The following is a 26,008-nucleotide window of genomic DNA, read 5'->3' as shown; positions in this document are numbered from 1 at the left end:
GCGGGGCATCGCTGAGATCTGGGCACGTTGACGTACCGAAGCGTGCGGCTAGCGGCGGCGACCCGCGAGAAAGTACGCAAGCGGGCCGACGACGTCGATCAGCGAGATCATGCGCCAGGTGCGCTTGGATGCTGTCAGCTCACTCTCACGGCTCTTCGCGATGTCAGCGTGCGCGGCGCCCGTGAGCGCGAGCTGCACCATGATGAGCAGCACGATGAACGTGCGTTTTCCCGCTGACAGTTCTTTCCACGTCGTCTTTGCCATGCTTCGAATCTACGCCCTGTGTGCTCTAGAAGGGCACAACGCCCGTGCGATCGATGATCGTCCCTGTCGGCCCTGAGCCTTCGCGGGTCGCCAGCTCGACGATCGCGTCAGTTCCCTCCTGCACTGTGAAGTGGCCGTGTCCCTCGTTGAAGTCCGTCTTGGTGTAGCCGGGATCCGCGGCGTTCACTCGCATATCGGGCAGCGCCTTCGCGTATTGCACGGTAAGCATCGTGACAGCCGACTTCGACGACTGATAGAGCGGCATGATCAGGCTTGATTCCACGCGTTCCGGGTCGAGCACGAACGTGAACGATCCCATTCCACTCGACACGTTGACGATTGTCGGGATGCTTGAATCGCGCAGGACCGGCACGAATGCGTGGGTCATTCTCACAACGCTCGCGACGTTCGTGTTGTACACGTCGAGAGCGTCAGCTGCGGTCAGTTGAATCGGGTCGCCAAGAGCGCCGTGTATGCCCGCGTTGTTGATCAGCACGTCGAGACCTCCGGCATTCGCGATTGTCTCGGCAGCATCCGCCACTGACTGGTCGTCGGTCACGTCGAGTTGAACGAAGCTACCACCCAGCTCGTCGGCTGCCGTGCGGCCGCGCTGCTCGTCGCGTGCAGCCATCCATACCGTGTGCCCTGCCTCGATGAGTCGGCGGGCGGTTTCGTATCCGAGGCCTTTGTTCGCTCCGGTGATCAGTGTCGTTGTCATGCTTCGAGTCTTCGCCTCGTGTGCCGATCAGTCGTGGCACGGTTCTGCATGGGGTCTGGCAGTACCACCCAGAATTCCCGGCGCACTGCGAGACTTGATTTATGGATGCTGCGCACGGTGACCTCGGCCCGATGCTTCGACTGTGGCGCGATCGCCTCTCGCCCGTCGACGTCAGTCTGCCTGTCGGCAATGGGCGGCGGTCACCTGGGCTGCGGCGCGAAGAGCTCGCCGCGCTCGCCGGAGTGAGCGTTGACTATCTGGTGCGCCTCGAGCAGGGTCGTGCGCGCCGGCCTTCTGAGCAGGTTGCCACGTCGCTGGCGCGGGCTCTGCAGCTGAGTGACGCCGAACGTGACCATCTGTACATCCTCGCCGGGCTGCTCCCGCCGTCACCGCGCACGGTGCCGACTCACGTTCCACCGGGTGCCCAGCGACTGATGGCGCGTCTCGGCGAAGTTCCGCTCGCGGTATTCTCAGCGTCCTGGGATCTCATTACGTGGACGCCTCTCTGGGAGGCGCTGCTCGACGACCCCTCATTGCGCGCTGGAAGCGAGTGGAATCTGCTCCGCCGGCATTTTGCAGAGATTGACGGAGTGACGCCGGCCGGGTCGATCACCGCTGTATCGACGACCGGAGAGTTCTCTGCGTCGCTCGTTGCCGATCTGCGGCGCGTGCGTGGCCGCTACCCTGACGATCGCAACGTGGCGATTCTCATCGACGAACTTCTGACGTCGAGTACGACGTTCGCGCGTCTGTGGCAGGGCGGTGCGGTGGGCGAACACAGGTCAGAACGCAAGGTCGTGCGCAATCGACTCATCGGCACCGTCGTGCTCGACTGCGATGTGTTCACGGTAGCTGGAGCTGATGTGCGCATCGTGGCCTACACGGCGGCAACGAGGTCGGATGCCGCGGCAAAACTCGATTTCCTTCGTGTCTCTGCTGTGACATCGAGCCGTGCGTCCGCTCGGGTCAGCGCGGAGTAGCATCCTGTCTGCCGGCACCGTGCTCAGCGGGCCTCGCCGTCGATTGCGCGGTCGAGCCAATCGACGAGCAACCCGCGCTCTGCGTCGCTCAACGCAGTGAGCTCTGGCGCGATCGCACGAAACGCAACGGCGGTCGCGTGGCGGCTGTCGCGGGGCCTTTCGGGTGCGTCGACAAGAATCTCGCGCAGCACAGCGTCGATCATCGCCGTGCCCAGCGTGGGGTCGCGGTCGTCTGGCGGTGTCGTCAGCAGTGTGAATGTGACGCCCGATCCCGCCGACCGGATGAGGTCGACCGCCCGACGTTCGCTGACCCTCAGACGGCCGGCCGCCGCCACGCGATGCACCCGAGTCTGCAGAATCTCGAGTCCCGCCTGTGCTGCCGGCGATGCCGAACCGCGCTCTGGCGCATTCACCAGCGAGAAGAGCACGGGATTGCGCAGACCGAACTCGATCTGCATCTCCCATCCGGCGCGCAGATCGTCGACAGGGTCTGTGTCGTTGGCCAGCGCGGCGCTGACGGTGGCCGACTTGGCGGCGACGAACTCTGCCATCACATGCTCGGCGACGGCATCGAGCAGGCCGTTCTTGTCGCCGAAAATGCGGTAGAGCGTTGGCGGCTGGACGCCAGCTTCGGCGGAGACGCGTCGCGTCGTGACGGCATCCGCACCCTTGTCATTCAGAAGGCGCGCCGCGGCGTCGATGATCGCAGATCGTGCGTCTGTCTGTTCTGGGCTGTGCGAAATGTCATCCACCATCCAATGGTATCGCCATATTGCTATCGGTGATATTCCAGTGATAACGTAAGCCTGTTCTCAACGATATGCGTACAAGGAGTATCAATGATTGTCGCCACGGGAGCAACGGGAGCCCTCGGCGGAGCCGTTGTCGATCACCTACTCGAGACACACTCGCCTGAGACCATTGCGGTCGCCGTGCGTGACCCGCAGAAGGCGCAGCGATTCGCCGACCGCGGCATCGAGGTGCGTCGCGCCGACTACGACGATCCAGCTACCCTTCCCCACGCTTTCAACGGCGCAGATCAGCTGCTGCTGGTCTCGTCCAGCGATCCGATGGCCAATGCCGTGAGCCTGCATCGGGCAGCCATCGATGGCGCCGTTGCCGCGGGAGTCGGCCGCATTCTCTATACGAGTCATCAGGGAGCTCACCCGCAGAATCCATTTGCGCCGGCTCGCGACCATGCGGCGACCGAGTGGATGCTCGAGGAGTCAGGCGTTGCCTGGACCTCGCTGCGCAACGGTTTCTACGCGCATTCCCTCCAGTGGCTGCTTGGTTCCTGGCGCGAGACGGGAGTGATCACTGTGCCGGGCACTGGCCCCGTCTCGTGGACCGCTCGAGAGGATGCCGCTGAAGCTGCATCGCTGATTCTCGCCTCCGATGGTCGGTACGACGGGCCGGTCACTCTCACGGCGAGCAGTGCGCCGACCTTCGACGACATTGCGATAATCGTGTCGGAGCTCGTTGGGCGCAGCATCCATGTTTCGGTGCTCGACTCTGACGAATGGGTCGGCGCTCAGGTTGATGGCGGCACAAACGAACGCGCTGCCCAGTTCACGCTGGGCGTCTTTCAGGCTGCGGCGGGCGGATACTTTGCTGGCACCGCTATGACGCTACGTGAGTTGCTCGGGCGTGAACCCCGGACGGCGCGCGAGGTTCTGGCATCACTGGCGAGCTGAACCTGGTTGAGCTAGATCCGCCCGATACTCTCGGCACGCTTTGCCTCGTATTCGGCGGCGCCGATGACCTTGCGTTGACGCAACCTTTCGATCGCAGGCAAGCGCGTCTCGGGGGAGGGGATGCCTGTGGGGGCCGGGTGCTCCGGCACGATCGAGTCTCGTCGCGAAATCACGACGGCGAGGACGATCGCGATGATGATGAGCGGGGAACTCCGCGCTCGAGCAGCTCGAATACCTCGGCAAGTGCAGCCGCCGGGTCAGGGTCGTGGGCGCTGATAAGCTCCGGAGTTTCAAGGACGTACCGCGCAAGAGCGCGCGAGGTGACGTCATTGGCGGGGCGACCAAGCTCGTCGGCTATGGCGTCTGCAAGCGGAGCCTCGCAGCGAACCCAGAGCACGCGCGAGTAGTCGCGCAGGGCTTTCGTGCTCACAATGAGGTCTGTGCGTCGGCGGAGTTCGGCTGACGGGTGGGCCACGAAGGGTCCGCGGCTCGCCATGAATTCGTGAAGCGCCGAGATGACGGTCTGCCCGTCTCGCCGCTCATGAACTGCCGCGAGGATGCTCTCGCGGCGTTCGGTGCCGTCGTCGAAGATCAGCGCTTCTTTTCCATCGGGAACGTGCCGAAACAAGGTAGGAACCGAGATGTCCACGGCGTCGGCGATCTCTTTGACGCTGACCTGGTCGTATCCCTTGCGCATGAAGAGCACCAAGGCGGCTTCAGCAAGTGCTCGGCGGGTCTGCAGGTTCTTTCTCTCCCGACGCCCGGCTGGTTCGACGCTCATGACGACAGCATAGCGGAAGTCTTAAGTCGTTTGCGAATGTAAGTGACTTGCAAATATTAGTCACTTGTGTTTTCCTGGATTTCAGGGAGCACGCTTGTCCGCCGAAAGGAAGATCCATATGACTGTCAACGACACCACCACGACGCCTGTGCTCATCATCGGAGGAAGCCTCGTCGGGCTCTCGGCCGCTGTGTTTCTCGCGTGGCATGACGTTCCGGTGATCGTGATCGATAAGCACACGGGGAGCTCGCAGCATCCGCGTGCCATCGGGTTCACCACCCGCACGATCGAGCACTTTCGCCAGGTCGGCATTGACGTGCCCGCATCTTTGCAAGGCATGAGGCCTCCCGGACGTGCTCGCGTGCAGAGCCTCGCAGGCACATGGTTCGAGGAGCACCCGTGGACTCCACGAGGAGACGGTTCGTATGGAGCCGAGTTCTCGCCCGTGACTGCAAAGGCGATCACTCAGGATCAACTGGAGCCGATTCTGCGCGATCGTGCCCGTGAACTGGGTGCTGAACTGCGGCTCGGCACCGAGCTGCGTGACCTGGTTGAGAGAGACGACGGGGTGACCGCGACGGTGCGTGACCGCCAAAGCGGGCGTGAATATGACGTTGACGCGCACTACGTCATTGCTGCGGACGGCGGAGACAGTGGCGTGCGCGAAGGCCTTGGCATCGAAAGGACGGGGCGCGGGCATCTGAGCATACAACGCAGCATTCTGTTTCGGGCGCCGCTTGAAGAATACCTGCAGGACGGGATCGTTCAATTCGACATCGAACAGCCCGAGCTGACCGCGTTTCTGACAACATACTCAGACGGACGGTGGGTGCTGATGCTCAGCGACGACATCGAGCGCAGCGCGGATGAGCAGCTCGATCTCGTGAAGGCGGCAATCGGACGAAATGACGTGCCTGTCGAGTTAATCACGAGCGGCCGCTGGGAACTGAGTGCCCTGATTGCCGATCGCTTCTCGGCTGGGCGTGTGTTTCTCGCGGGCGACTCTGCACACCAGCTGCCGCCCAACCGCGGTGGATTTGGCGCGAATACCGGAATCGACGACGCGCACAACCTCGCGTGGAAATTAGCCGCCGTGCTCGCCGGCGAATCGAACACGGATCTGCTCGACACCTACGATGCCGAACGTCGGCCGATCGCGCTTCTGCGGCACGATCAGCTGTTCGCCCGGGCCGATTTCAAAGCTCACCTCGAAACGGGAGAATCGAGTGTGCCCGTTCTCGACGACGCGGCGATCGAACTCGGTCAGCTTTACCGTTCATCCTCCGTGCTCGATGCAGACGCGAGCCTTCCCTCGGCTCAGACGCCCGACATGTGGAAGGGGCAGCCCGGCACGCGTGCGCCTCACGTGTGGGTGATGGTTGACGGCGAGAAACGCTCGACGTTAGACCTGTTTCGTGGCAGGTGGATGCTTCTGACAGAGGATGACCGGTGGGGCGACGCTGGTCGCAACGCAGCTGAGTCGCTGGGAATTCCGATGGATATCGTGCGTATGGGCGATGAGGTCGCCCCCGTCGAGCCGGGTGCATTCGGTGACGCTTACGGCATAGATGCGCACGGTGCTGTGCTCGTGAGGCCCGATGGTTACATCGCGTGGCGTGCCAGATCAGAGTCGACCGAGAGCACCGTCGCGCTGACCGAGGCGCTGAGAGCGGTGGCCGCCCCGGCACGTGCGACGACGAGTGTTATCGGGTGATCGCTCGGGGCGCTTCGGGTCGGTGAACTCAGTTGGCGGAGACCTGAGCTTCTGATTTCAGGTTGCTGCCGGACGGTGCTCCAGCATCCGGTTTGCTGGCAGGAACGGTCCAGAAGAAGACCGTCGTCGATGCAACAGCGAGTACGGCGAAGTACGCGAGACCAGACAACCCGAGACCGTGCAGCCACGGAGCCGCGGGAATCGTGACTGCGGCCGCAGCGACCGTGGCAATCGCGAAGCCCGTTCCACGGCGGCGTGCCGCGGCATCCGATGTCCATGTCCACCGTGTGCTCACGAGCGTGAGTGCGATCATCACGACAACGTTCGTGGCCATGCCGACCCAGACCGGGTGGATGCCGAGGAAGAACTCCGTGGGAGACCACGCGCCCCAGTGATACCAGAGCAGACCCGAGACGAAGCCCGCCACCATCGCCGGAATCGCCGCCTTTCGCGTGGCCAACGGCCAGAAGAATGCCGCAAGCACGGGAGCGAGCGTTGCGCCATTGCGCAGTGTCCATGCCAGCACATTCCACCATGCAGCCTGCTCGGTGCGCAGGAATGCGAACCCGATCATGAGAATCGTGAGCAGCACGAGCGACCAGCGGGTGTACCGCACAAGGTCGGCCTCGGTTGCGTGGGGGCGGATGGCACGTCCGACGTCGCGGCCAAGACTTGTCGCACCCGAGAACTGGCACGGGCCAGCCCAGCCAAGCGCGCACGCCCAGATGCCGAGAAAGAACACTCCCGTGAGGGGAGCGGGCAACACCTCTGCGATGTATCGAGGTGTCGCGACGAGCGGAAGCGCCTCGTTTGGCACAACGATCGCGGCTGCCGTGCCGAGAACGACGCCAAGAATAATGAGCGGCAAGCCGAGCCCGGCGGCGATGAAGAGGCCCTTCTGCCCGTCGGCTGGAGTGCGACACGAGAGGCTCATCTGAAAGGCGGCCTGCGCGAGCAGCACATTCACGACGAACGTTCCGAACCAGGCAGCAATGAGCGTCACGCCCGCGCTCGTCGGATCGACCATCTCCGGTCGCGACTGGGCGAGCTCCGCCAGCCCGTCGACGCCGGGGTTGATGAGGAATGCAGTGATTCCAACGGCGAGCATTGCGAGAAAGACGACGCAGTTCATGGTCTGAGTGAATGCGACGGCGCGCATGCCACCTGCCCACAAGAAGAACAGAAGAAGCACCGCGGTAACGGCGATTGCGGCGTAGATCGACAGCGAGGTGAACGCGTGCAGCGCAGAGGCGAACGCGATTGCCGTCGCGACCGACCACATCGGGAACGTGAACGCGGTGATTGTGCCCGAGATTCCCTGTGCGAGCCGGCCAAAGCGCTCTCCGATGATTCCGGTGACGGTGACCACGAGCCGCTCTCGAAGTGGCTTGACGAGCAGAAGCGCGATGAGAATCACCTGCACCGTCTCGGCAATGCCGTAACAGATGGCAGAGACGCCGGTGCGGTAGCTCAGCTCCATGATCGAAATGAAGCTTGAGCCAGAGAACAGCCCGGTAATGCAGAATGCCACAGTCCATTTGCTGAAGCTGCGTCCGCCGACGAAGAAGCTGGCAATACCCTTATCGGATGCCGCTGCGCGACGTTGCAGTAGACGACCGACGACAACGAGAGCGATCGTGTAGCCGATCGCGAGCCCGATTGTCCAGAGACCCGGAGCGGTCATTGCTCGATTCCGGTGGACTGGGTTGCTGACACATGATTGACAACGGGCACCTGCGCCGCCTGCACGAACTGCCAGTCGATCGTGAAGTCGACGCCGGCGTCCCGCACGAGGTTGATCGCCGGGCAGCGCTTCTCGCTCAGCCGAACCAGCTCGGCACGCTGGCTGTCGTCAGCATCCACATCGATCTGAATCGTCAGGGCATAGTCGTGAAAATGGGGTGACACGTCGGCTGTGCCGTGAAAACCGCGCACGTCCATGTGGGCGTGCGAAGCGGTGTCGAGTGCACGCAGTGAGAGGTTGAGCTCGGCGGCGACGGACTCGATCACGACGGTGATGCACCCGTTGAGGGCGCCGGCGATGAACTCCATGGGTGTCGGCGCACTGTTCGTGCCGCCGGCAGGCTCAGGCTCGTCTGTGCGAAATTCGAAATCGCGGATGCTGACGTCGGTGGTCATTCGCGTCTGCCACGTTCCGCGGGCGCGCACAGATTTGAACTGCGGTTCGTCGGCGTTCGGGGTCGTTGTGGCTGCGGGCGCGAAAGTGCTCATGCGACGATTCAACGCCGTCTGTGGCGTCAGCACCACCGAGACGTAATGAACGGTAACGTCCCAGAGTCAGAACGGTGGGGCGTGACCCGCCGAAGCTCCCTCTACTTTTTGCGCGGGGAGCGCGTCTCGGCGCTGACGAACCAGGCAAACTGCTCGAGCGGCTCGATAATTCCGTGCAGAATGTCTGCCGTCGTCGGGTCGTCTTCGTCGACACCGTCATGAACGTCTCGCATCGTTCCGACTGTCGCCTCGATCGCAGCCGTGATGAGATCGACGACGACGGTTGTGCTGATCTCTCCCTGTGGGAACTTGGGCAATGTCGTGGTGGCTGCGACGATTTCTGATCGGCCGTCGGGAATGGCATGGAGTGCGCGCATGCGCTCAGCCACATCGTCACTTGCTTCTCTCGCCGTAGCAACGATCTCGTCGAGCAGCAGATGAGTGTCACGGAAGTTCGTGCCCACGACGTTCCAATGCGCCTGCTTGCCTTGAAGATGCAGTTCGATCAAGTCGACGAGCACTTTCTGCAAACTGTCAATCAGGCGTTTTGGGGCGATGAACCCGCGTTCGGCGTTCTGTCGTCGTGTGCGGCGGGGCCCTGCGTCGCTGGGAACTTCAACGGTTTCGTTCTTGCTCACGGTAACCTCCGGTGGTTCGGGCGGCAGCGCCACTGCGCTGTACTCCCGACACTAGGCGTCTCCGGTGAAAAGGGGAATGGTGCCAGACGTGAAAACGCCCGGCCGCAAGCGCTGACCGGGCGTTTTCACGGGACGTTCACACGTCGACCAGGCCGGCCCTGATGTCGAGCTGTTGCTGAGCTTCCTTCTCTCGTTTGCGCTCGGCGTCGACGAGCACAACGTCAACATCGTCGTTCGAAATGACGACGAGGCCGTCGGCGTCCCCAACGATCCAATCCCCAGGAGAGACCACCACTCCACCAATGGCCACGGGCACTCCAATTCGTCCGGGGCCGTTTCGATAGGGTCCGGCGGGAGTGATTGCCCGCGCATAGACGGGAAAGCGAAGCTCACCGATTTCGTCGACATCTCTGATCGCACCGTCGATGACGTAGGCGACGCAGCCTTTGCGCTGCCCTCGTTCGGCCATGAGCTCTCCGATCAAGGCTCGCGACGTCGACCCCTGGCCATTGATAACGAGCACGTCGCCCTCACGCAAGGTTGGGATCACGTCGTGGATCACCTTGTTGTCTCCCGCTGCGGTCAACACCGTCACCGCGCGTCCGACGAAACGAGCACCTTTCCACACGGGAGAGATAGCGCTGTCGACAAGGCCGAGTCGATCCATGACGTCACCGATCTGGCTGACAGCCACGGAACTGAGACGATTGCGAATCTCGCTTTCGGTAATGGGCATGGCTACTCTTTCACCTCGTCCCAGACAATGTCGTCGTACGCGGGACCCTCTGGAATCAAACCGGAATCGACATGGAAGTTCACGGCCTTCTCGTATCCGTCCTGCGGCACGGTTGTCGATGTTGCCATCTCTTCGGGGAGTAGTTTGATGAGGGCATCCACTGTTGCCTGATCGGTTGCCTTGAGATAGGTCTTGAGTAGCTTCGCCGCGTCGTCTGGGTTGTCGGCGATGAAGCCGAGCGCGGAGTCGATCGCCTTGTTGAACCCCTTGATCTGCTCGGATTTCGCATCGAGCGCAGTCGTCGTGCTGAAGAGTGTGCCATGAAGCTGACCCGCCATCTCAGGTATGTCCCCGCGTTGAGGCGAGATGTAGATCTCTCCGACATCTTGCGACTCGGCCATCTGCCCAACAGGCTGGAAGAACGCAAGCGCATCAACCTGACCCTCTGACAGCGCCCCAAGCGCCCCCGTCGTCGACCCGCCGAGGTTGACGAGAGTCGAGTCTTTGGCGGGATCCTTGTCAATTGACTGGAACAGATACTTCACGAGAGCCTCGGTTCCGGAGCCCGGACCCGTGATTCCGATGTTCTTTCCCACAAGAGACGTCACACGCTCTTCGAGTGGCGCATCAGCTCCCGGTCCTTCGTAGTCGGGGCCGACGATGATGTCGACGTAGTATTCGGTCACGAGAGAACCGGTGATCCGCGTCTTGTCGTTGTTCTCGTGCAGATTGAACGCGTCGGTGATGACGCCAGCGGCAATGTCGATGGACCCCGACGTCAACGCGGCGGCAAGCTTTGCGCCGGTTCCCAGACGCGGGCGTTCGCCGAGATTGACGCCCTCATCGTCAAAATAGCCATTCTCTTCGGCGACGTACAGCGGGAAGAACGCGATTGAGTCGCTGATCTGCCCGACATTGAGAGTGTCGGCGTCACCGCTGCCTCCGCTCCCGCCGCCGCCCGAGCAGGCTGTCATCGAGAGTCCGAGCCCGAGAACTGCCGCTGCTGCGGCGAACGACTTTACGAGTCGTCGTGTGCTGTGTTTTGTCATGATTGATGAACTCCTCACTGAGTTGTGATGGTGTGGATGCTGCGACTTACGCTTCGCCCAAGGGCTTCCACCGGTTGGTGCGAGTCGAGATGAGAGCGACGACGCCGTTGAGCAGCATCGCGAGAACTGTCAGTACGGCGACAGCAGCGAAGACGCCGGCCGTGTTGAATTGGGCCGCAGAATCGTTGATGAGATAGCCGAGTCCGCGGTTCGATGCGACAAGTTCTCCGATCACTGCCCCGATAAGCGCATACGGGATCGAGACCTTCAGGCCCGTCAGCAGACCCGCCATCGACGCGGGCAGCACAACTTTGAATGCCACATCTCGTTTATTGCCGCCCATCAGCCGGACGGCATCGATGAGGCCACGATCGACTTCCCTCACGCCGGATGCCGTGTTCAGGAAGACAAGGAAGAAGACGCTCACGGCGGCGAGGATGATCTTCATATCGATCCCGATACCGAACCACACGATGAACAGCGGGGCCAACGCCACTTTTGGAATTGAGTACAGGGCCATCATGAACGGCTCGAACACGTCGTAAATGAGATGGATGGAAGCGAGGATGAACCCGGCGACGGCACCCGTGAGAACACCGATAACGTATCCGAGAGCCACCTCCTGAATCGTGATCCACGAGTGAAAGACAATTGTGCCGTCGACGATCCACTCCACCAGCTGGTTCCACACAGCGACGGGGGTGGAGATGAACATCGGGTTCGGAACAACGAGACTTGCGATGTACCACGCGACGAGGAATATGAGAAACAGCGCGACTCGCAGCATCCAGACTGATGTTTGGCGACCGTTCTTTCCCCACCAGGTGCGTTTGCGAGCTTCTTTGACGGGACCGCTGGCCGCGGGGGTTCGGGCTGTGTCGTTCATGGTGATGGTCTGCGCGGCAGTCACTGCCGTGCCCCTTCTTTGAGAGCGTTTGCTAGTTCGAGATGCAACTCGATGAATCGGGGATCGACAGTCGTGCTGTCGGGATCGCGAGGTCGCGCAATATCGATCTCGCGATCAAGAAGGATCCTGCCCAGAGGGCCGAGCACGACTACGCGGTCACCGAGCAGCAGCGCCTCGTCGATGTCGTGCGTGACGAAAATGATGGTTTGACCCGTTTGCGACCAGAGACGGAGAAGTTCGCCCTGGAGCTCGGTTCGCAATTGGGCATCGAGCGCGCCGAATGGCTCGTCCATGAGGATCGTCTCTGCGCCGTAGGCGAGCATCCGTGCAAGGCTTGCGCGACGTCTCATTCCGCCTGAGAGCTCACGAGGGTAGCTGTCGGCGAAACCGTCGAGCCCGACTCGGGAGATGAGGTCGCGCGCGAGCTCGCTGCGCTCTGTCTTCTCGCGGCCGGCGATCTCGAGTGGCATCTCGACGTTGCGAAGCACCGTGCGCCACGGCATGAGCGTATCGCTCTGCGTCAGGTAGCCGATCTCGGGAGTGGGGCGCGTATGGGCGTTGCCGTTGTGCAGAACTCGACCCGACGTGGGTTTCGATAGTCCGGAAAGGAGGTTGAGCATTGTCGATTTTCCGCATCCTGACCGGCCGAGAACAGTCACGAATGTTCCGCGCTCAATCGTCAGGCTGAAGTCGCGGAGCGCAACCGTCGCGACGTCGTCGCGTTGAAACTCTTTTGTGAGGTGCTCGATCTCGAGGACCGTGGTCATTTCCGCACTCCCCGTGCCTCGATGTGTTCGGCTGGTGCGCCTTCAAGTGCAGAAGCTCCCGCAAGCCACCGCGAATTGTGCACTGTCATCAGGCGCACGTCGTCGGGAGAGAAGCCGTCTGTGAGAAGCACGTCGGCCGCGAGCGCCAAGCCGTCTTCGACGGGTGGGTTGAATGGTTGACCGAGGTCAGAGCTGATGACGGAATTCTCGGGTCCGGTCGCCCGAATGTTGCCGAGCCAATCGTCCCAACTGACTTTCCCCGTCAGCGGTGTCGTGAAGCAGCGCTCGAGGAGTGCGCCAGAGGGAATGAAGTTTCGCTGGTTCTCCACCGAGATGCGCTGTGAGGTGAACTCCGGATGGGTGATCACAATTCGTCGCACGCCGCGCTCCCGAGCCGCGTCGACGACGATCGACGATTCATCCCCGTGAAGGTGGCCCGTTGCAAGCGTCATGTCGTGTTTGGCAATCACGTCGAGCACCTGCAGGGTTTCGCGTGTGATCTGGCCGTGTGAATCGACGACGTCGACGGACGGGCTGTCTATGCCCGCATCTCGAAGATCCTGCTGCAGCTGTGCCCACATCGGTGGAGTGGCGCCCTCGGGTTCCTCTGCGAGACAACTCCTCTGATTGTCGCTGTCGACTGTTGGCAGCCAGACGAACTGCGCACCGCTTCGACCCGCGATCTCGACGGCGACGGGGTTCATGCCGCCGACTGCTGCGTTGAGCGTGATGGCGCCGAGCACGTCGACCTCGGGGTGGACCGCCCTGACAACGCTCGCTCGTTCGGCAGTGGGAACGTAGTGAGACTTCAGCACGAAGCCGGCCATCGTGAGCTCGGCAAAGCGCACGGCAAGGTCGAGATCCGAAATGCGGCGTTTCATAACGTCTGGTGCGATGTGCACGTGGACGTCGTAAGCGCCCGTTACGAGCTCGCGTGCTTGTTCACTGGGCTGCGGGTGTGCAGTCATGGCGCTCCTTTGCGATCAATTTCGTTCTCTACATTGTCAACATTTTTGTAGACAGTGTCAACGACGAGTTCTCGCAGGAAGCAATTTTGGCTATACGTTGCTGACGGCGGCCTAGGAAAAGTATTCGCGAGTGGCGTTCAAAACGCTCCTCAAGTGCGCGCCCATTGCTGCTGCCGCACGATCGCTGTCGTGCGCGCTGATGGCATCGATAATCTCAAGATGCTCAGGCAGCGATACGGCCGGGCGATTGTGGTGCCTTGCTAGGCGGATGCGGTACCGCACGTTCTGAGCTCGGAGGCGACTCACCACTCCGGGCGCGACTTTCATCTGGCTGAGCGTGAGAATGAGCTCGTGCAGCTCACGGTTGCCTTCGGAATAGGTCTCGCTGTCGCCGGCCTCCACGGCAGCGCTCATGCGCTCGCCGACGGCATGAAGCTTGGCGATTCCCGCACCATCTGCTCGTTCGGCGGCCTTGGCAGCGCAAATGGACTCGAGTGCTGCGCGCAATTCAACGATCTCGAGCGCCTCGTCGAGGTCAATGGCACGCACTCGTGAGCCGCGATTCTGGATGCGCTCGACCAGGCCCTCTGCTGCGAGGTTGGCGAGGGCTAGGCGAACGGCTCCGCGACTGGCGTCATACTGCTCGGTGAGATCAGCCTCGATCAGGCGTTGGTTTGGAGCCAGCTCTCCCGCCGTGATGGCGCGGCGAAGTTTGTCTGTGACGAATGCCCCGTCGTGTCGCTGAGTCGTTGCGGTCTTGGGCACCTGAATCCCCCTGGTGATCGACAGTGTTGAACTAACTGTAAACAAAAATGATTACATTTGACGTATTAATGCTTACCAATTACGAAAGCATTTTTGGTTGCAGAATTGTTGACAATGTAATACGTTCTCTCCCGAGACTCATGGATCGAGGGAGGAACGTTGATGACCACCGTCGCGATCATCGGGCTGGGCGAAGCTGGCGGGCTGTACGCCCGAGGCATGAGGGATGCCGGCTTCACCGTTGCGGGTTTCGACCCATATACGCGTCTTGACGCGGAAGGAATCGCTCAGGCGTCGACCGTGGAGGGCGCAGTATCCGATGCCACGCTCGTCGTGAGTCTTGTCGGCGCGCGTGCGGCGCTCAACGTGGGCGCGGATGCCATCGCCGCGATGGCTCCCGGGGCAGTGTTTGCCGATTTCAATACCGGTTCACCTGACCTCAAATCGACGATGTCGGAGGTTGCGCAGAAGCATCAGATCCTCTTCGCCGATGTCGCGGTGCTCGCCCCAGTGCCACGCGGCGGGGTTCTCACTCCGCTTATGGCGAGCGGCGACGGGGCGGACCGCTTTGCCCAAGTCATGAAGCAGACGGGGGCGCCGGTCGAGTCGATTGGCGGTGCGGCAGGAGATGCCGCTGGCCGAAAACTCCTCCGCAGCGTCTTCATGAAGGGCCTCGCCGCCGTCATTCTCGAAAGCGACACTGCGGCAGAGAGCGCCGGCCAGCGGGAATGGCTGCGCGATCAGATCGCCGCCGAATTCAGCGGTGATCCGCACGCACTCATCGAACGCCTCATCACAGGTTCGCGTGAACATGCCGATCGGCGCACTCACGAAACTGAGGATGCCGCTGCATACCTCGACTCCCTTGGTGCGCCGAACTGGTCCACCAAGGCCGCTCACGCGTGGCTATCGCAGCTGCGCGATGAATCACGATCAGGAGCCGGGTCATCGCCCGCCTCGAGACATGGAAAGGACACCTCCCACGCATGAGCACACGGAGAATGCTGGTTGTCGGAGCTCACAGTGCCGATTTCGTCTGGCGCGCGGCTGGCGCGATCGCAAAGCACACAGAAAGCGGGGGAGAAGCACGCGTCATCTCGCTCTCGTACGGTGAACGCGGAGAATCGGGAGAGCTCTGGAAGATTCCAGGGCAGACGGAAGAGAACGTCAAGAAGCATCGTCACGCCGAGGCGACTGAAGCAGCGGCGGCGGTCGGAGCAACCTTCGAGTCTCTTGATCTCGGCGACTACCCACTGAACGTCGACCAGACGGGGGTCGATCGACTCGCAGACCTGATGCGCGACTATGCGCCTCATATCGTTCTCACGCACGTGGACAAGGATCCATTCAACCCTGACCACCCCGTCGCGTTTACGGTCGTCGCCAAGGCGAGGCTCCTCACGGCAGGGGCCGTGGTGGAGGCTGGGTTCCGCACGGCTCCGCCGAGTGAGTTTCTTGTCTTCGAGCCACATCAACCTGACCTCTGCGGATTTGTGCCATCGGTCTTCGTCGACATCACGAGCGTCTTCGACAAGAAGAAGCAGGCGATGTCGGCGATGAAGGCGCAGTCGTACCTTCAGCAGTACTATGCCGAACGCGCCGAGCACCGCGGGAATCATGCGCGCAAGGTGACGGGCAACAAAGAGATACGTCAGGCGGAAGCGTTCCAGCGCATCGTTCCCAACGTCGTGGAGTCGCTATGAGTCATATCCGCGTCAGCGATCTCACTCTGAGCTATGGCGACACAGTCGCCGTGGAGAAGCTGGGTCTCGAGATCGCGGAAGGCGAAGCGCTCGTGCTGCTCGGGCAGTCGGGATGTGGCAAGACGAGCACGATGCGCTGTATTGCCGGCCTGGAGACGCCCGACACGGGCACGATCACCGTCGGAGATCAAACTCTATTCGACAGCGACCGCGGCATCGATCGTCCGTCCCATAAGCGGAACATCGGCATGGTGTTCCAGTCATATGCGATCTGGCCGCACATGACCGTGTTCGAGAACGTCGCGTTCTCGCTTCAGATGAAACGAACGTCGAGATCAGAGATCAAGCGGAAAGTGCACGAGACTCTCGAGATCGTTGGGTTGGAGGGCTTTGCTGACCGTGGGGCAAGCATGCTCTCTGGCGGTCAGATGCAGCGAGTCGCCCTGGCACGAAGTCTCGTCATGGCGCCGTCGGTGATGCTCCTTGACGAGCCGTTGTCGAACCTCGATGCACGACTCAGACAGCGTCTGAGAGGTGATCTTCGTGAGCTTCAGTCTCGATTGGGGCTGACGTCGATCTATGTCACGCACGACCAGGAAGAGGCTCTGGCTCTCGCCGATCGCATAGCAATGATGCAGTTCGGAAGAATCGTGCAAATCGGCACGCCGAATGAGATCTATTCGCGACCGCTTAGCGCATCTATCGCTGATTTTCTCGGTGTGACGAATAGCCTTCCCGTCACGGCAGTGGACTCGAACACGGTGCAACTCGTTGGCTCCGATCAGCGACTGAGAGTCGAGCGCTACGAGCACTCGGGTTCTTTGCGCGCCTGCATCAGAGCCGAAGACATCGTGATCGGTGAGACCGCGGCCGCCGCTACGGAGAACGTCCTCGTTGGAGAAATCGTCACGCGCGAGTTTCAAGGGGCGACCGCCGCATACCGCGTGCGCATCGAGGGCGGCGCTGAGTTGCACATTTTGGGGAGCAAACACCAGCTCGTCGAGCGAGAAGCGGGCAGCGGAACCCCCGTGGGCATCGCTGCGGGTGCCATCCAGGTTCTGCCTCTCGACGTGGAGGGCGTCGATACTGCGGTGGCCGGGGACTTCGTTCCAGAGAGCACCGCTGCGTTGGGAGTGTCGCGCTCGTGACTGCTGAGCAGACAGAGATCTCGCGCGGCGCACGCGCGGCCGGGCGCGCGCGGTCGAGCGCCCGACGCGTGACCGTTCCCGTGATCCTCTATGGTGTCCTCGCAGTACTGATCCTCCTGCCCATCGCTCTCGTCGTTATCTCCGCGTTCAGCACATCGACGCCGAGGCCGGGCAACATTGACCTCGTCAATCTCACACTCAAGAACTTCGCGACGCTGCTTGGCCCCGGTGTACGCGGTGCCGCGGTCAATTCGTTGATCGTCGGCGTCGGCTCTTCGCTGCTCGCGCTTGCCGTCGGAGCATTCCTGGCGTTCGTCGCTGCACGCACGAACGCTCCGGCCCGTCGGTTCCTCTACTTCGTCGGACTTGTTCCGATGTTCTTGCCGTCATACGTCGGGGCGCTGGCCTGGTCGCTGCTTGCCGGCCCGAACGCAGGGCTACTCAACATCCTGGCGCGCGATCTCGGGGTTCCGGCCATCGCCGATATCTTCAACATCACGGGCCTCATCTTCGTACTCGGCATCTATTACGCGCCCTATGCGTTCCTCCTCATTCACTCATCGTTGAGTCTGATGAACCCCGACCTCGAGGAGGCGGCACGGGTACACGGATCGTCACCGAGAACCGTGTTGCGAAAAATCACGTTTCCGCTTTCCCTTCCGGCAATCCTGGGGGCGGCAATCCTGATTTTTACGCTCACGGTGGAGAACTTCCCCGTGGCCCAGATCGTCGGCAACGCGGGGCGCGTCGATACTCTTCCGACCTACATCTACCGCCTCATGAACGCGGCTCCCGCACGCGGCAACGAGGCAGCCGCTGTCGCAATCGCGCTTGTCGTCATCGTGCTGATCGTCACAGCGATCCAGCGCAGAATCGTATCGAAGCGCACCTACACGACGGTCTCGGGAAAGGGTCTGAGGTTGACGCCTGTCAATCTGGGCTGGTTTCGTATTCCAGCTCTTGTGATCGGCTGCGTGTACTTCGTGCTCTCCACAGTTCTGCCGATGCTGGCGCTCCTTTTTGTCACGATTCACGAGTCGCCATACGTCAATACGGTTCTCGGTGCATTCAGCTCCGACGCGCTCGGGTTGGGAGCCTTTATCGAGGCCCTCAGCAATGATGTTGTTTTGAGAGCAACAGTCAATTCGGTCGTCGTCGCCATTGCCGCGGCTTTGATCGGAACGCTCCTGTCGTTCATCGTTTCCTATCTCGTGAACCGCACGACGCTTCCGGGGCGCAACGGGCTGGGGTACATCAGCATGCTGCCGCTGGCGGTGCCGTCGATTGTTCTTGGTCTTGGCCTGCTTTGGACCTGGCTGATGTTGCCGCTTCCTGTATACGGCACTCTGCTCGTGCTCATCATCGCGTTCATCGCAGCTCAGATGCCGCAGGGCTATCAAGGGGCGAGCTCATCGATTCTGCAGATCCATCGAGACCTCGAAGACAGTGCTGTGATGCATGGTGCCGGTCGTATACGTGCGATCTGGAAGGTGACTGTTCCGCTCTTGCGCGTCCCTCTTACCTCGACGTTTCTGCTTCTGCTCATGCTGTCGATGCGTGAGCTCACCGTGCCGTTGTTCCTCTTTACGACGGACACGCGGCTCATCTCAATCGTGATCTTCGACGACTTTGAGAACGGGATCTTGCAGCGCAGCGCGGCTACCAGCCTGCTCTATTGCGTTGTGATCTTCGTGCTTGCCTACATCGCTCGCCGATTCGGCGCCGACCCACGTAACACCAGATAGCAATTCAGAGAGGAATTGACATGAGAAAGCGTACGACAACGGCGCTCGCGACCTTGGCTGCCGCAGGTCTGCTGCTCACCGGCTGCAGTGGCGGAGGCGGTGACGGATCGGCAGAGACTAACGAAAATGGTGATCTCGTCATCAACGGCGAGATCATCGCCCCCGCGGAGGTCTACGAGGCCGCGCAGTCCGAGGGCTCGATCGTGTTCTACACCGGTGCGAGCGAGCAATCAGAGAGTGATGTCACGGAGGCGTTCACCGAGGCGACCGGAATTGACGTCGAAATCGTAAGGCTCGCTCCGAACAAGCTCTCCGAGAGAGTACTCAGTGAGCGGGCGGCGAAGAAGCTCGGGGCGGATGTGATTCGCACATCCGGCGAGGATCTCGTCGCTGGCTTTGCCGATGCTGGTGTATTCGAGCCGGTCGAACTCACGGACGACATCAGTTCTGCCCTGATTCCCGAAGCGACGTACGATGACGGCCTGTACTACAGCAGCTACGACCGGATTTACAGCTTCGGCTACAACAACCAGGTGGTTTCAGAAGAGGATGCCCCGAAGAATTGGAACGATCTTCTCGATTCAGAGTTCGCAGGAAAGAGCGGGATCGTGCAGGTCGGCGCGGGTGGAAGCACAGCGGCGTTGACGAGATTCCAACTGGATGCTCTCGGGCAGGACTGGCTTGAGGATTACGCTGCAAACGACCCTCGAATCTTCGACTCGTCGGCGTCTCTGACCGATTCGCTTGCGCGCGGTGAGATCTCGGTGGGAACCATTCCGGTTGCCACGGCATACAGCGCGTCGCTTGACGGTGCCCCAATTACGATCGCGACGCCGGACGAGGGCGCGGCGGCCTATCCCTTCTACCTGGGAATGTCAGCATCGACCGAGAAGGCGAACGCCGTCACGGTCTTCGTCAACTGGTTGCTGTCTGCTGACGGTCAGAAGCTCGCGGCTTCGATGGGAGACTACCCGGTGCATAAGGACATGCCTAGCCCGACGATCGGCGATGTCGAGTTGCCGGCGGCCGACACGGAATTCGTGCATCGCGCAAGCCTTGAGGAATCACTTGACAATCTCGAGTCGGATGCCGAGCTGTGGATGGACATCTTCGGATACACGGGTTGACTGAGTGGCCAGCTCGGGGAGAGCTCACCGCCACAGGAGGGCCTCCCCGAACTGCGCCGCAAGAATCGGGCGAAGAGGGAATTCGAGTCATGGGGCAGAGGGAAAGTGATGTCGTGACAAACGGGGGAATCAGGTGCATGCTCATGCGGGGCGGCACATCGAAGGGAGTGTATTTTCTTGCCGAGGAGCTGCCGCACGATCCCCTCGAACGTGACGATATTCTGCTGCGCATTATGGGATCTCCCGATGTCAGACAGATCGATGGCATTGGCGGGGCTCATCCGCTCACGAGCAAGGTGGCGATAGTTTCGGCCAACGAGAGTGGCGTCGACTATCTGTTTCTCCAGGTAGTCGTCGACGAGGCTCGAGTCTCCACTCAGCAGAATTGCGGCAATATCCTTGCCGGTGTCGGACCTTTCGCTGTCGAGCGAGAACTCGTTCCTTCTCGAGATGGTCACACGACAGTTCCGATACGCATGATGAACACGGGCGGGGTCGCAACAGCGACGGTTCAGATCGAAGACGGGGCTGTGGTCTACGACGGGCGCACGCGCATCGACGGAGTGCCCGGGACAGCTGCACCGGTGATCATCGACTTCGACGACACCGCCGGTTCGAGCTGCGGTGCCCTGCTGCCAACAGGAAACGCGACGGATCTCGTCGAAGGCATACCGGTCACATTGATCGACAACGGCATGCCCGTGATTGTGGTCGCCGCGTCAGAACTCGGGATAAGCGGTGGCGAGTCGCCCGAGGAGTTGGAAGCATCGACGGAGTTGCGAAGAGTTCTCGAGCGACTGCGGCGTGCGGCAGGACCCGTCATGAGACTGGGTGATGTCTCGGAGACGACAGTGCCCAAAATCACGATTGTCTCGAAACCGGTATCCGGCGGCGCGGTTCGCACGCGCACGTTTATTCCGCATCGCTGCCATACGTCCATTGGCGTTCTCGGTGCGGCAAGCGTCGCAGTCGCTGTGGCGTTGCCCGGCACCGTCACCGATGACATCGCGCGTTCTGCTGGGCTGCCGCGGATGGCAATTGAGCATCCGACGGGCTCGCTCGAGGTCGAGGTTGAGCTCGACGAGGCGCAGGTAGTGCGCACCGCAGTTGTTCGCACAGCTCGGAAGCTCTTTGACGGCCGTGTGTTTGCCCGACCGTCTCTCTGACGGACCGGCGACGGAGGGTGGCAACACGACGCGGAGTTCTGAGTGTTCTGCTTGTGCACGCTTTGTTCGTGCAGATGATCAGCTACGCGTTGCGTCCCGCGATTTCCTACGCCATTCTCGAGCTGGGGTATAGCTCGTCGTGGCTCGGCGTTGCCACAGCGGCGTTTGCGATACCCCCGCTCGTGTTCGCCCTCCCCGCCGGGCGGATGGCGGATCACGTGGGGGAGCGTCTCTGTCTTGTGATCGGAGCGTTGTCCTTTCTCGCAGCCGGGTTTGCTGCGCTTCTGGCCGGTGGATCACTTCTCGGTTTGCTCGCAGCTACGGTGTTGCTGGGTCTTGGCGTGCTCTTCTCCGTTGTCGGAGAGCAGGCTTGGGTGATGCGTGCGGCTGCTCCGGCGCGGCTCGACTCGGCGTTTGGTCTCTATACGTTTGTCACGTCGACGGGTCAGATGCTCGGGCCCGTGCTGCTCTCGCTGCCTCACGACGACGGTGCTGATGTTCCGCCGTTCGCGATGATTGCGGGAATCGTCACCTGTATGGCCTCCCTCTGCCTCATTCTCTCGCTGCTGATTCCCCCGGTACACAGCAGATCGACGGCGTCGAGAAACGGCAGACCTCGCCCCGTGCTGCGCGGTGCCGTGCAGCTCCTGCGCATGAGTGGTGTTCTGCGCGCGCTCATCGTGAGCAGCCTTGTGCTCTCGTCGCTTGACATCGTGCTCGCGTACCTTCCTCTGCTCAGCCAGGAGAGAGGTTTTGCCGCATCGTGGATCACGATCATGCTTGTCGCGCGAGGTGCTGCAACGATGGCCTCACGCATCACACTCTCGCATTTGACCCGGCGATTTGGCCGTCGGCACATACTCGTGGCGGGCTCGATTCTCTCGGCGTTGAGCCTCATGGCTCTCGCCTTGCCACTCGGAGTATTTGGGCTCACCGTAGCGATGGTGATCTATGGGCTTGCGGCAGGAACCGTCCAGCCTCTCACCATGTCGTGGATCACACTTCTGGCACCGGTGCGTCAGAGGGGAGTGGCAGCATCACTTCGTCTGGTCGGCAATCGCGCCGGACAGACCGTGATACCGCTCGTTGTCGCCGGGCTCTCCGTGCTCGGTGGCGCCGCCATCGTCTTCGGCGTAACCGGGGCGAGCCTTGTGTGCGCAGCTTGGGCATCGACGGCTGCGCCAAGCGATGATGAGGGCACGGCCGGGTAGCTGGTGGGCAGCCGAAATTTACGAGGATTCGTGGCCACTGCTCATTCCCCGGGGTAGACACGGCTGCGCCCGTCGCGTTGACTGGGCCTGTCACACCGCCGACACAAGGAGCACAGCCTGAGCGCATCCGTTCCCCAACCCGTGCAGTCTTTCATCGATGCCGTCAACGCACACGACGAGGCCGGTTTTCTCGACGCATTCACCGAGGATGGCTTCGTCGATGACTGGGGTCGCATCTTTACCGGACGCGACGCGATCAAGGGCTGGAGCGACAAAGAGTTCATCGGCGCGACCGGTGTGCTCACCCCCGAAGAGGTCGATCAGAGCGGCTCCGCGGTGACCGTCGTCGGCGACTGGAAGAGCACCTGGGCGAACGGCCGCAGCTCGTTTGCCTTCGAGACTGCCGGGGACAAAATCGTCTCGATGACCATTCGCGAAGGGTGACGTCGGGTCGTTCAAGCGACAGTCACGCAGACGTCAACGTGAGATCCCGGCTTGCCGCGTGCTGACACGTGACGGTGAGCGTTGTGGCATCACCTGAGATGGATGCTGTGGCGCCCTCCGCCGTGCACGACCACCGTCCGGCAAGAGTCAACGTAACCGTCGACTCGGCACTCACGTTGGCACGCCACGGCCGCGAGTAACTCGTCATGCGGCCCTCGTATGTGCCGTCGGCCGCGAACTGGTCGGGGTCGTCGCCCTCGTACAGGTGCAGGTCGGGGTCCGTGACCGACAATTCCAGCTTCTCCCCATTCACGTGTTCCATAAGAAGACAGGGAGTGTCTGTGCCGGTGACCGTGCCTGTGAGGTCATTGACGGCAGAGAAGCACACGGATGCCGTTATGGCGGTGCCCCGATGGCTGACGACGTGTGCAGCGGCATCCTTGCGCACAACCGTGTAGGGCGCGGCATCCGTCGTCATCTTTGTCGTGAACTCCCGCGTCTTTGCCTCGCCGGCCTGCACGAGGATCGCGTACTCATAGCCCAGTGAGTTCGGCGCGGTGCCGTGACGCAGAAGTGCCGTCTGATACTCCGCGCTCCCCGTCTTCGCCCCCGACTGGTCAGGGCCCGACTGAGCCGCAGAGATCGTGCGGAGCTTCTGACCAGAGGCCACGTAGTATCCGTTTCCGAGCGGATCGACGAGCGGTGTGCCCTCCGTCAGCGTTTGTGTCGAGTCGGCACCCGTGGCGCTGCCGTCGGGAACGCGCACCTGATAGAGCGTCGTCTCGGTTTCAGCGTTCGCGCTTTCGTTCGAGATGTCGCTACCGAGCACAACGATGAGGTCGTCAAAGCTGAACCGCGAGAGGCGTGCCGTGTGCGTCTCGTCGAAAAATGGATGCTCCATGAGATGCATGCCGAAGACACCGTGCGCGCCTTTCCACGATCCGGCGCCGGCGAACGCAGAGCGTGTGAGCACCATCTGCTCGATCGTGCCCGTGAGATCGGCCTTCAGCTGCTCCCACCCGAGGTGGCGCGTCGTGGCACCGGGGAAGCGGTTCCAGTCCCAACCCGGCTGAACGTAGCCGTTTGCAGCATGAGTGATCTGCCCGGTGGCATCGGGCACCGCCTGAATCTCCACAGTGCCGTACGTCGAGTACCGCCCGTAGAGGTTGGCACCGTCATAGATCTCCGTCGACCAGAGGTAGCGGCTGTGCCCACGCATTGTGACGAGCCATTCGTCGCGACGATGCAGTCCGCACGCAGCGTAGCCGAGCTGCCAGTTGCCGCCCGGTGCTGGCTCCTTCGAGATTCCCGCTTCGGTGAGTTTTGCGGCAAACTTCTTCTGCGCGTTGGTGGGCTGCGCAGGCAGCAGACGCAGGAATGCGGAAGCAACGGCGGTGTCGAATGGCCCAGCTGCACCGGGGTCAGGCACGCCCGCAAGGTGCTGAAAGGTTGGGACGTGCAGCGCCTTGTCGCCAGTGGGGTGCCGGCCTGTGAGAGAAAGGGGCCACTGCGTGGTGTTCGCATGAAGTCGTTGGGTGAGGAGGGCCGTGCGCAGCACCTGCCGTGCCTCGGCAGACACCCCGAAGGCAGTTCCGTGCAGAAGTGCGATAACGGGGCTCATTCCCGCGAATGCGTCGCGAGCGTAGTCCGGGTACGGGCCCATGTGGTGAAACGTGGTGCCGTCGGGCTTGAACCCACCCGACAGGCCGGGCGAGTGCGTGAGCGCACGGTTGAGCCACGAGGTCACGGCCGTCAGCACTGTTGCCTGCTCACTCTCGTCGTCTTGTGTCAGCCCGGAGATGATCAGGCCCTGCAACAGCGTGTTCAGCACGTCGACCAGGCCGCCGTAGTGTGAAGGATCGCTGAAGTCCTGCGTCAGCCGGCCAATCCCGAAGAACCACGACAGATTGCTCCGTGCCCGATCCCACAGTTTGTTGTTCTCGAGAACAGGCTGGGCGAGCAGGAGCGAGTCGGCGAACCCGCGGTACTGATAGCCGATGTGATGGATGCTGCCTTGCGCACTGCCCGTGGCGAAACCTTGGTCTTCGAGATGCGCGAAGAGTCGAAGGTACAGCGTCGCGAATCCTGCGGCAGTCGACGCGTTCTGATCGCGTGATGCTTTTACCGCCTGCGCAACGGTAAGCATGGCATCCGTCACTTTGCGCAGGGTGACGACAGACGCGAACTCGGCGATGTCGCTGCGCAGCTCGATCGGCCAGATGGCGCTCTGGTAGCCGTTGACGAAGGAGCCGGTTCCGATCGGCGTGGAGTCGTCCGTAAGAGCGGGGGTGCCGAGAGCGTCGACCGTCGAGGTCAGCGTTGCGAGGGCTTCGGCTGACACGGACGGCTTGCCCGCAAGCGACGCGAGAAGACGCTCTCGCACATCGGCGACGCCATCGGTGCTCGCTGCGGGTGGAAGCGGATGCTCGGCGAGAGCCGACCGAAACTCAAGGAGCGCCAGCCAGTGGTGGTTATCGGCGGTGGCGATCTCAGGCTGCACAGTGGGCACCTGGTCGTCTGGGGTCGGGTGGTCAGGTCGCATCTCGGTGTTGAGGATCACCTGGTCGATAAAGAGACGCCCCTCGTGCGTGGGCGCGATAAAGCGCACGCGGTTCATGCCGTGGTGCGGTGTGCCCTCGGTGTCGTAGCCGAAGCGAACCCAGCATGTTCGCCAGCCTGTGAAGTCGAGGCCGAAGTCGAACCAGCAGTCGGAGTTCGCGCCGCGCCCAAATTCGATGCGCAGTGGCTTGTCTGTCGGGGTCTCGTTGTAGATCCACACGCAGAACGTGTCGACAGTGCCCATCCATGCCTGGTCGTCGCCGACGGCGTAAGAGCTCGCGGCATATCGCAGCGGCTGCTTGACGGTGAGAACCGACCCCGCGGCATAGGTCCACGCAAGGCTGTGCAAGCCGACCTTTGCACGCTCGGCCGAGATCTCGATCGTCGAGTTCTCATCGGCGCTGAACTGCTTCGGCACACGACTTTCAAGAAGGAAGATCGGGGGATCGAGCTCTTCTGCGCGCTTCTCGATGTCTGTGATTGCTGCACCGGTTCGTACACCACCACGGGGTGTCGCGCCCGCCGCCGACAGGCCCGAGATGTTCGGTACGGTCGCACCGGCGACGATTCCGGCGGTGAGAACACCGCGACGGCTGAGTTTCATCAGTACCTCCTTGTGACTGTGCTCGTATCCCAGCCAAGAGTGGAAGGAGAATTCAAGACTCATTCGCAAACCCGTGGATGTGACCTCC

The 26,008-nt window shown here is 61.8% G+C and carries 26 protein-coding genes; 11 read left to right on the top strand and 15 right to left on the bottom strand.

Features of this window, described 5'->3' with window-relative positions; translation table 11 throughout:
• Positions 1 to 48: 48 nt before the first annotated feature.
• Both HCR76_RS14860 and HCR76_RS14855 read right to left on the bottom strand, forming a co-directional pair.
• The gene (locus HCR76_RS14860; protein WP_166987598.1) at positions 49 to 264 is read right to left on the bottom strand and encodes a hypothetical protein; all 216 of its coding nucleotides are present in this window, start codon (positions 262 to 264) and stop codon (positions 49 to 51) included.
• 25 nt (positions 265 to 289) lie between these two features.
• The gene (locus HCR76_RS14855) at positions 290 to 982 is read right to left on the bottom strand and encodes an SDR family NAD(P)-dependent oxidoreductase (RefSeq protein WP_166987601.1); all 693 of its coding nucleotides are present in this window, start codon (positions 980 to 982) and stop codon (positions 290 to 292) included.
• Positions 983 to 1,083: 101 nt separating this feature from the next.
• On the opposite strand from HCR76_RS14855, the gene HCR76_RS14850 reads away from it, so the two are divergent.
• On the top strand, positions 1,084 to 1,962 hold the full coding sequence (locus HCR76_RS14850) for a helix-turn-helix transcriptional regulator (protein ID WP_166987604.1): 879 nt from the start codon (positions 1,084 to 1,086) through the stop codon (positions 1,960 to 1,962).
• 23 nt (positions 1,963 to 1,985) lie between these two features.
• Here the strand turns inward: HCR76_RS14850 and HCR76_RS14845 are convergent, their stop codons facing one another.
• Positions 1,986 to 2,717, bottom strand: a complete 732-nt coding sequence (locus HCR76_RS14845; protein ID WP_166987607.1) for a TetR/AcrR family transcriptional regulator — start codon at positions 2,715 to 2,717, stop codon at positions 1,986 to 1,988.
• 84 nt (positions 2,718 to 2,801) lie between these two features.
• Between HCR76_RS14845 and HCR76_RS14840 the strand changes: the two genes are divergently transcribed.
• A complete protein-coding gene (locus HCR76_RS14840; RefSeq protein ID WP_166987610.1) occupies positions 2,802 to 3,656 on the top strand; it encodes an SDR family oxidoreductase in 855 nt (284 codons plus the stop codon).
• An 11-nt stretch (positions 3,657 to 3,667) separates the two neighbouring features.
• On the opposite strand, the gene HCR76_RS14835 is transcribed toward HCR76_RS14840, so the two are convergent.
• Positions 3,668 to 3,805: a hypothetical protein gene (locus tag HCR76_RS14835; protein WP_166987613.1), complete on the bottom strand. Its 138-nt coding sequence runs from the start codon at positions 3,803 to 3,805 to the stop codon at positions 3,668 to 3,670.
• Positions 3,806 to 3,825: 20 nt separating this feature from the next.
• Positions 3,826 to 4,437 (bottom strand): TetR/AcrR family transcriptional regulator, encoded by a 612-nt coding sequence (locus HCR76_RS14830; protein WP_166987616.1) that lies wholly within the window; start codon positions 4,435 to 4,437, stop codon positions 3,826 to 3,828.
• Between the two features lie 118 nt (positions 4,438 to 4,555).
• Between HCR76_RS14830 and HCR76_RS14825 the strand changes: the two genes are divergently transcribed.
• Positions 4,556 to 6,151, top strand: coding sequence for an FAD-dependent monooxygenase (locus HCR76_RS14825; RefSeq protein WP_166987619.1), 1,596 nt, complete (start codon positions 4,556 to 4,558; stop codon positions 6,149 to 6,151).
• Between the two features lie 28 nt (positions 6,152 to 6,179).
• On the opposite strand, the gene HCR76_RS14820 is transcribed toward HCR76_RS14825, so the two are convergent.
• The 9 genes from HCR76_RS14820 to HCR76_RS14780 all read right to left on the bottom strand — a co-directional run bounded on the left by HCR76_RS14820 (position 6,180) and on the right by HCR76_RS14780 (position 14,213).
• Positions 6,180 to 7,835, bottom strand: coding sequence for a sodium:solute symporter family protein (locus HCR76_RS14820; protein ID WP_166987622.1), 1,656 nt, complete (start codon positions 7,833 to 7,835; stop codon positions 6,180 to 6,182).
• Positions 7,832 to 8,383: an OsmC family protein gene (locus HCR76_RS14815; RefSeq protein WP_166987625.1), complete on the bottom strand. Its 552-nt coding sequence runs from the start codon at positions 8,381 to 8,383 to the stop codon at positions 7,832 to 7,834. Before HCR76_RS14815 ends, HCR76_RS14820 begins: the two co-directional genes overlap by 4 nt.
• A 101-nt stretch (positions 8,384 to 8,484) precedes the next feature.
• Positions 8,485 to 9,021: a Dps family protein gene (locus tag HCR76_RS14810; protein ID WP_166987628.1), complete on the bottom strand. Its 537-nt coding sequence runs from the start codon at positions 9,019 to 9,021 to the stop codon at positions 8,485 to 8,487.
• Positions 9,022 to 9,157: 136 nt separating this feature from the next.
• Positions 9,158 to 9,757: an RraA family protein gene (locus HCR76_RS14805; protein WP_166987630.1), complete on the bottom strand. Its 600-nt coding sequence runs from the start codon at positions 9,755 to 9,757 to the stop codon at positions 9,158 to 9,160.
• 2 nt (positions 9,758 to 9,759) lie between these two features.
• Positions 9,760 to 10,806 (bottom strand): ABC transporter substrate-binding protein, encoded by a 1,047-nt coding sequence (locus HCR76_RS14800; RefSeq protein ID WP_166987632.1) that lies wholly within the window; start codon positions 10,804 to 10,806, stop codon positions 9,760 to 9,762.
• Between the two features lie 46 nt (positions 10,807 to 10,852).
• Positions 10,853 to 11,716 carry an ABC transporter permease gene (locus HCR76_RS14795; protein WP_235934586.1) on the bottom strand — a complete coding sequence of 288 codons (864 nt, stop codon included), beginning with the start codon at positions 11,714 to 11,716 and terminating at the stop codon, positions 10,853 to 10,855.
• Positions 11,713 to 12,480, bottom strand: a complete 768-nt coding sequence (locus tag HCR76_RS14790) for an ABC transporter ATP-binding protein (RefSeq protein WP_166987634.1) — start codon at positions 12,478 to 12,480, stop codon at positions 11,713 to 11,715. Before HCR76_RS14790 ends, HCR76_RS14795 begins: the two co-directional genes overlap by 4 nt.
• Complete coding sequence (locus HCR76_RS14785; RefSeq protein WP_166987636.1) at positions 12,477 to 13,448, bottom strand: DUF6282 family protein; 972 nt, start codon at positions 13,446 to 13,448, stop codon at positions 12,477 to 12,479. The genes HCR76_RS14790 and HCR76_RS14785 overlap by 4 nt, the downstream gene beginning before the upstream one ends.
• 111 nt (positions 13,449 to 13,559) lie before the next feature.
• A complete protein-coding gene (locus HCR76_RS14780) occupies positions 13,560 to 14,213 on the bottom strand; it encodes a GntR family transcriptional regulator (protein ID WP_166987638.1) in 654 nt (217 codons plus the stop codon).
• 162 nt (positions 14,214 to 14,375) lie between these two features.
• Here HCR76_RS14780 and HCR76_RS14775 point away from each other — a divergent pair, with 162 nt between their 5' ends.
• The 8 genes from HCR76_RS14775 (at position 14,376) to HCR76_RS14740 (ending at position 22,757) form a co-directional block, all read left to right on the top strand.
• A complete protein-coding gene (locus HCR76_RS14775; RefSeq protein WP_166987640.1) occupies positions 14,376 to 15,203 on the top strand; it encodes an NAD(P)-dependent oxidoreductase in 828 nt (275 codons plus the stop codon).
• Positions 15,200 to 15,916 carry a PIG-L deacetylase family protein gene (locus HCR76_RS14770; protein ID WP_166987642.1) on the top strand — a complete coding sequence of 239 codons (717 nt, stop codon included), beginning with the start codon at positions 15,200 to 15,202 and terminating at the stop codon, positions 15,914 to 15,916. The genes HCR76_RS14775 and HCR76_RS14770 overlap by 4 nt, the downstream gene beginning before the upstream one ends.
• Positions 15,913 to 17,064, top strand: coding sequence for an ABC transporter ATP-binding protein (locus HCR76_RS14765; protein ID WP_166987644.1), 1,152 nt, complete (start codon positions 15,913 to 15,915; stop codon positions 17,062 to 17,064). The genes HCR76_RS14770 and HCR76_RS14765 overlap by 4 nt, the downstream gene beginning before the upstream one ends.
• Positions 17,061 to 18,809 (top strand): ABC transporter permease, encoded by a 1,749-nt coding sequence (locus HCR76_RS14760; protein WP_244971417.1) that lies wholly within the window; start codon positions 17,061 to 17,063, stop codon positions 18,807 to 18,809. Before HCR76_RS14765 ends, HCR76_RS14760 begins: the two co-directional genes overlap by 4 nt.
• 20 nt (positions 18,810 to 18,829) lie before the next feature.
• Positions 18,830 to 19,936, top strand: a complete 1,107-nt coding sequence (locus HCR76_RS14755; RefSeq protein ID WP_166987646.1) for an ABC transporter substrate-binding protein — start codon at positions 18,830 to 18,832, stop codon at positions 19,934 to 19,936.
• Positions 19,937 to 20,025: 89 nt separating this feature from the next.
• On the top strand, positions 20,026 to 21,102 hold the full coding sequence (locus tag HCR76_RS14750) for a 4-oxalomesaconate tautomerase (RefSeq protein WP_244971416.1): 1,077 nt from the start codon (positions 20,026 to 20,028) through the stop codon (positions 21,100 to 21,102).
• Positions 21,103 to 21,119: 17 nt separating this feature from the next.
• Entirely contained in the window at positions 21,120 to 22,313 is a 1,194-nt protein-coding gene (locus HCR76_RS14745; protein WP_166987648.1) for an MFS transporter, read from the top strand.
• Between the two features lie 141 nt (positions 22,314 to 22,454).
• Positions 22,455 to 22,757, top strand: coding sequence for a nuclear transport factor 2 family protein (locus tag HCR76_RS14740; RefSeq protein WP_244971415.1), 303 nt, complete (start codon positions 22,455 to 22,457; stop codon positions 22,755 to 22,757).
• A 22-nt stretch (positions 22,758 to 22,779) separates the two neighbouring features.
• Here the strand turns inward: HCR76_RS14740 and HCR76_RS14735 are convergent, their stop codons facing one another.
• Entirely contained in the window at positions 22,780 to 25,920 is a 3,141-nt protein-coding gene (locus tag HCR76_RS14735; RefSeq protein WP_166987650.1) for a chondroitinase family polysaccharide lyase, read from the bottom strand.
• Positions 25,921 to 26,008 lie beyond the last annotated feature (88 nt).

It is taken from the genome of Paramicrobacterium chengjingii (assembly GCF_011751765.2).
In the GTDB taxonomy this organism is placed as follows: domain Bacteria; phylum Actinomycetota; class Actinomycetes; order Actinomycetales; family Microbacteriaceae; genus Paramicrobacterium; species Paramicrobacterium chengjingii.
The sequence above is the reverse complement of the archived record's forward strand: the minus strand, read 5'-3'. Positions and strand labels throughout refer to the sequence as shown.

Coding starts and splice junctions, on each gene's coding strand:
- HCR76_RS14735 (WP_166987650.1), bottom strand. CDS start 25,920: ATGAAACTCAGCCGTCGCGGTGTTCTCACCGCCGGAATCGTCGCCGGT.
- HCR76_RS14840 (WP_166987610.1), top strand. CDS start 2,802: ATGATTGTCGCCACGGGAGCAACGGGAGCCCTCGGCGGAGCCGTTGTC.
- HCR76_RS14830 (WP_166987616.1), bottom strand. CDS start 4,437: ATGAGCGTCGAACCAGCCGGGCGTCGGGAGAGAAAGAACCTGCAGACC.
- HCR76_RS14750 (WP_244971416.1), top strand. CDS start 20,026: ATGGGGCAGAGGGAAAGTGATGTCGTGACAAACGGGGGAATCAGGTGC.
- HCR76_RS14790 (WP_166987634.1), bottom strand. CDS start 12,480: ATGACCACGGTCCTCGAGATCGAGCACCTCACAAAAGAGTTTCAACGC.
- HCR76_RS14785 (WP_166987636.1), bottom strand. CDS start 13,448: ATGACTGCACACCCGCAGCCCAGTGAACAAGCACGCGAGCTCGTAACG.
- HCR76_RS14765 (WP_166987644.1), top strand. CDS start 15,913: ATGAGTCATATCCGCGTCAGCGATCTCACTCTGAGCTATGGCGACACA.
- HCR76_RS14800 (WP_166987632.1), bottom strand. CDS start 10,806: ATGACAAAACACAGCACACGACGACTCGTAAAGTCGTTCGCCGCAGCA.
- HCR76_RS14775 (WP_166987640.1), top strand. CDS start 14,376: ATGACCACCGTCGCGATCATCGGGCTGGGCGAAGCTGGCGGGCTGTAC.
- HCR76_RS14820 (WP_166987622.1), bottom strand. CDS start 7,835: ATGACCGCTCCGGGTCTCTGGACAATCGGGCTCGCGATCGGCTACACG.
- HCR76_RS14805 (WP_166987630.1), bottom strand. CDS start 9,757: ATGCCCATTACCGAAAGCGAGATTCGCAATCGTCTCAGTTCCGTGGCT.
- HCR76_RS14855 (WP_166987601.1), bottom strand. CDS start 982: ATGACAACGACACTGATCACCGGAGCGAACAAAGGCCTCGGATACGAA.
- HCR76_RS14825 (WP_166987619.1), top strand. CDS start 4,556: ATGACTGTCAACGACACCACCACGACGCCTGTGCTCATCATCGGAGGA.
- HCR76_RS14815 (WP_166987625.1), bottom strand. CDS start 8,383: ATGAGCACTTTCGCGCCCGCAGCCACAACGACCCCGAACGCCGACGAA.
- HCR76_RS14770 (WP_166987642.1), top strand. CDS start 15,200: ATGAGCACACGGAGAATGCTGGTTGTCGGAGCTCACAGTGCCGATTTC.
- HCR76_RS14845 (WP_166987607.1), bottom strand. CDS start 2,717: ATGGTGGATGACATTTCGCACAGCCCAGAACAGACAGACGCACGATCT.
- HCR76_RS14755 (WP_166987646.1), top strand. CDS start 18,830: ATGAGAAAGCGTACGACAACGGCGCTCGCGACCTTGGCTGCCGCAGGT.
- HCR76_RS14860 (WP_166987598.1), bottom strand. CDS start 264: ATGGCAAAGACGACGTGGAAAGAACTGTCAGCGGGAAAACGCACGTTC.
- HCR76_RS14850 (WP_166987604.1), top strand. CDS start 1,084: ATGGATGCTGCGCACGGTGACCTCGGCCCGATGCTTCGACTGTGGCGC.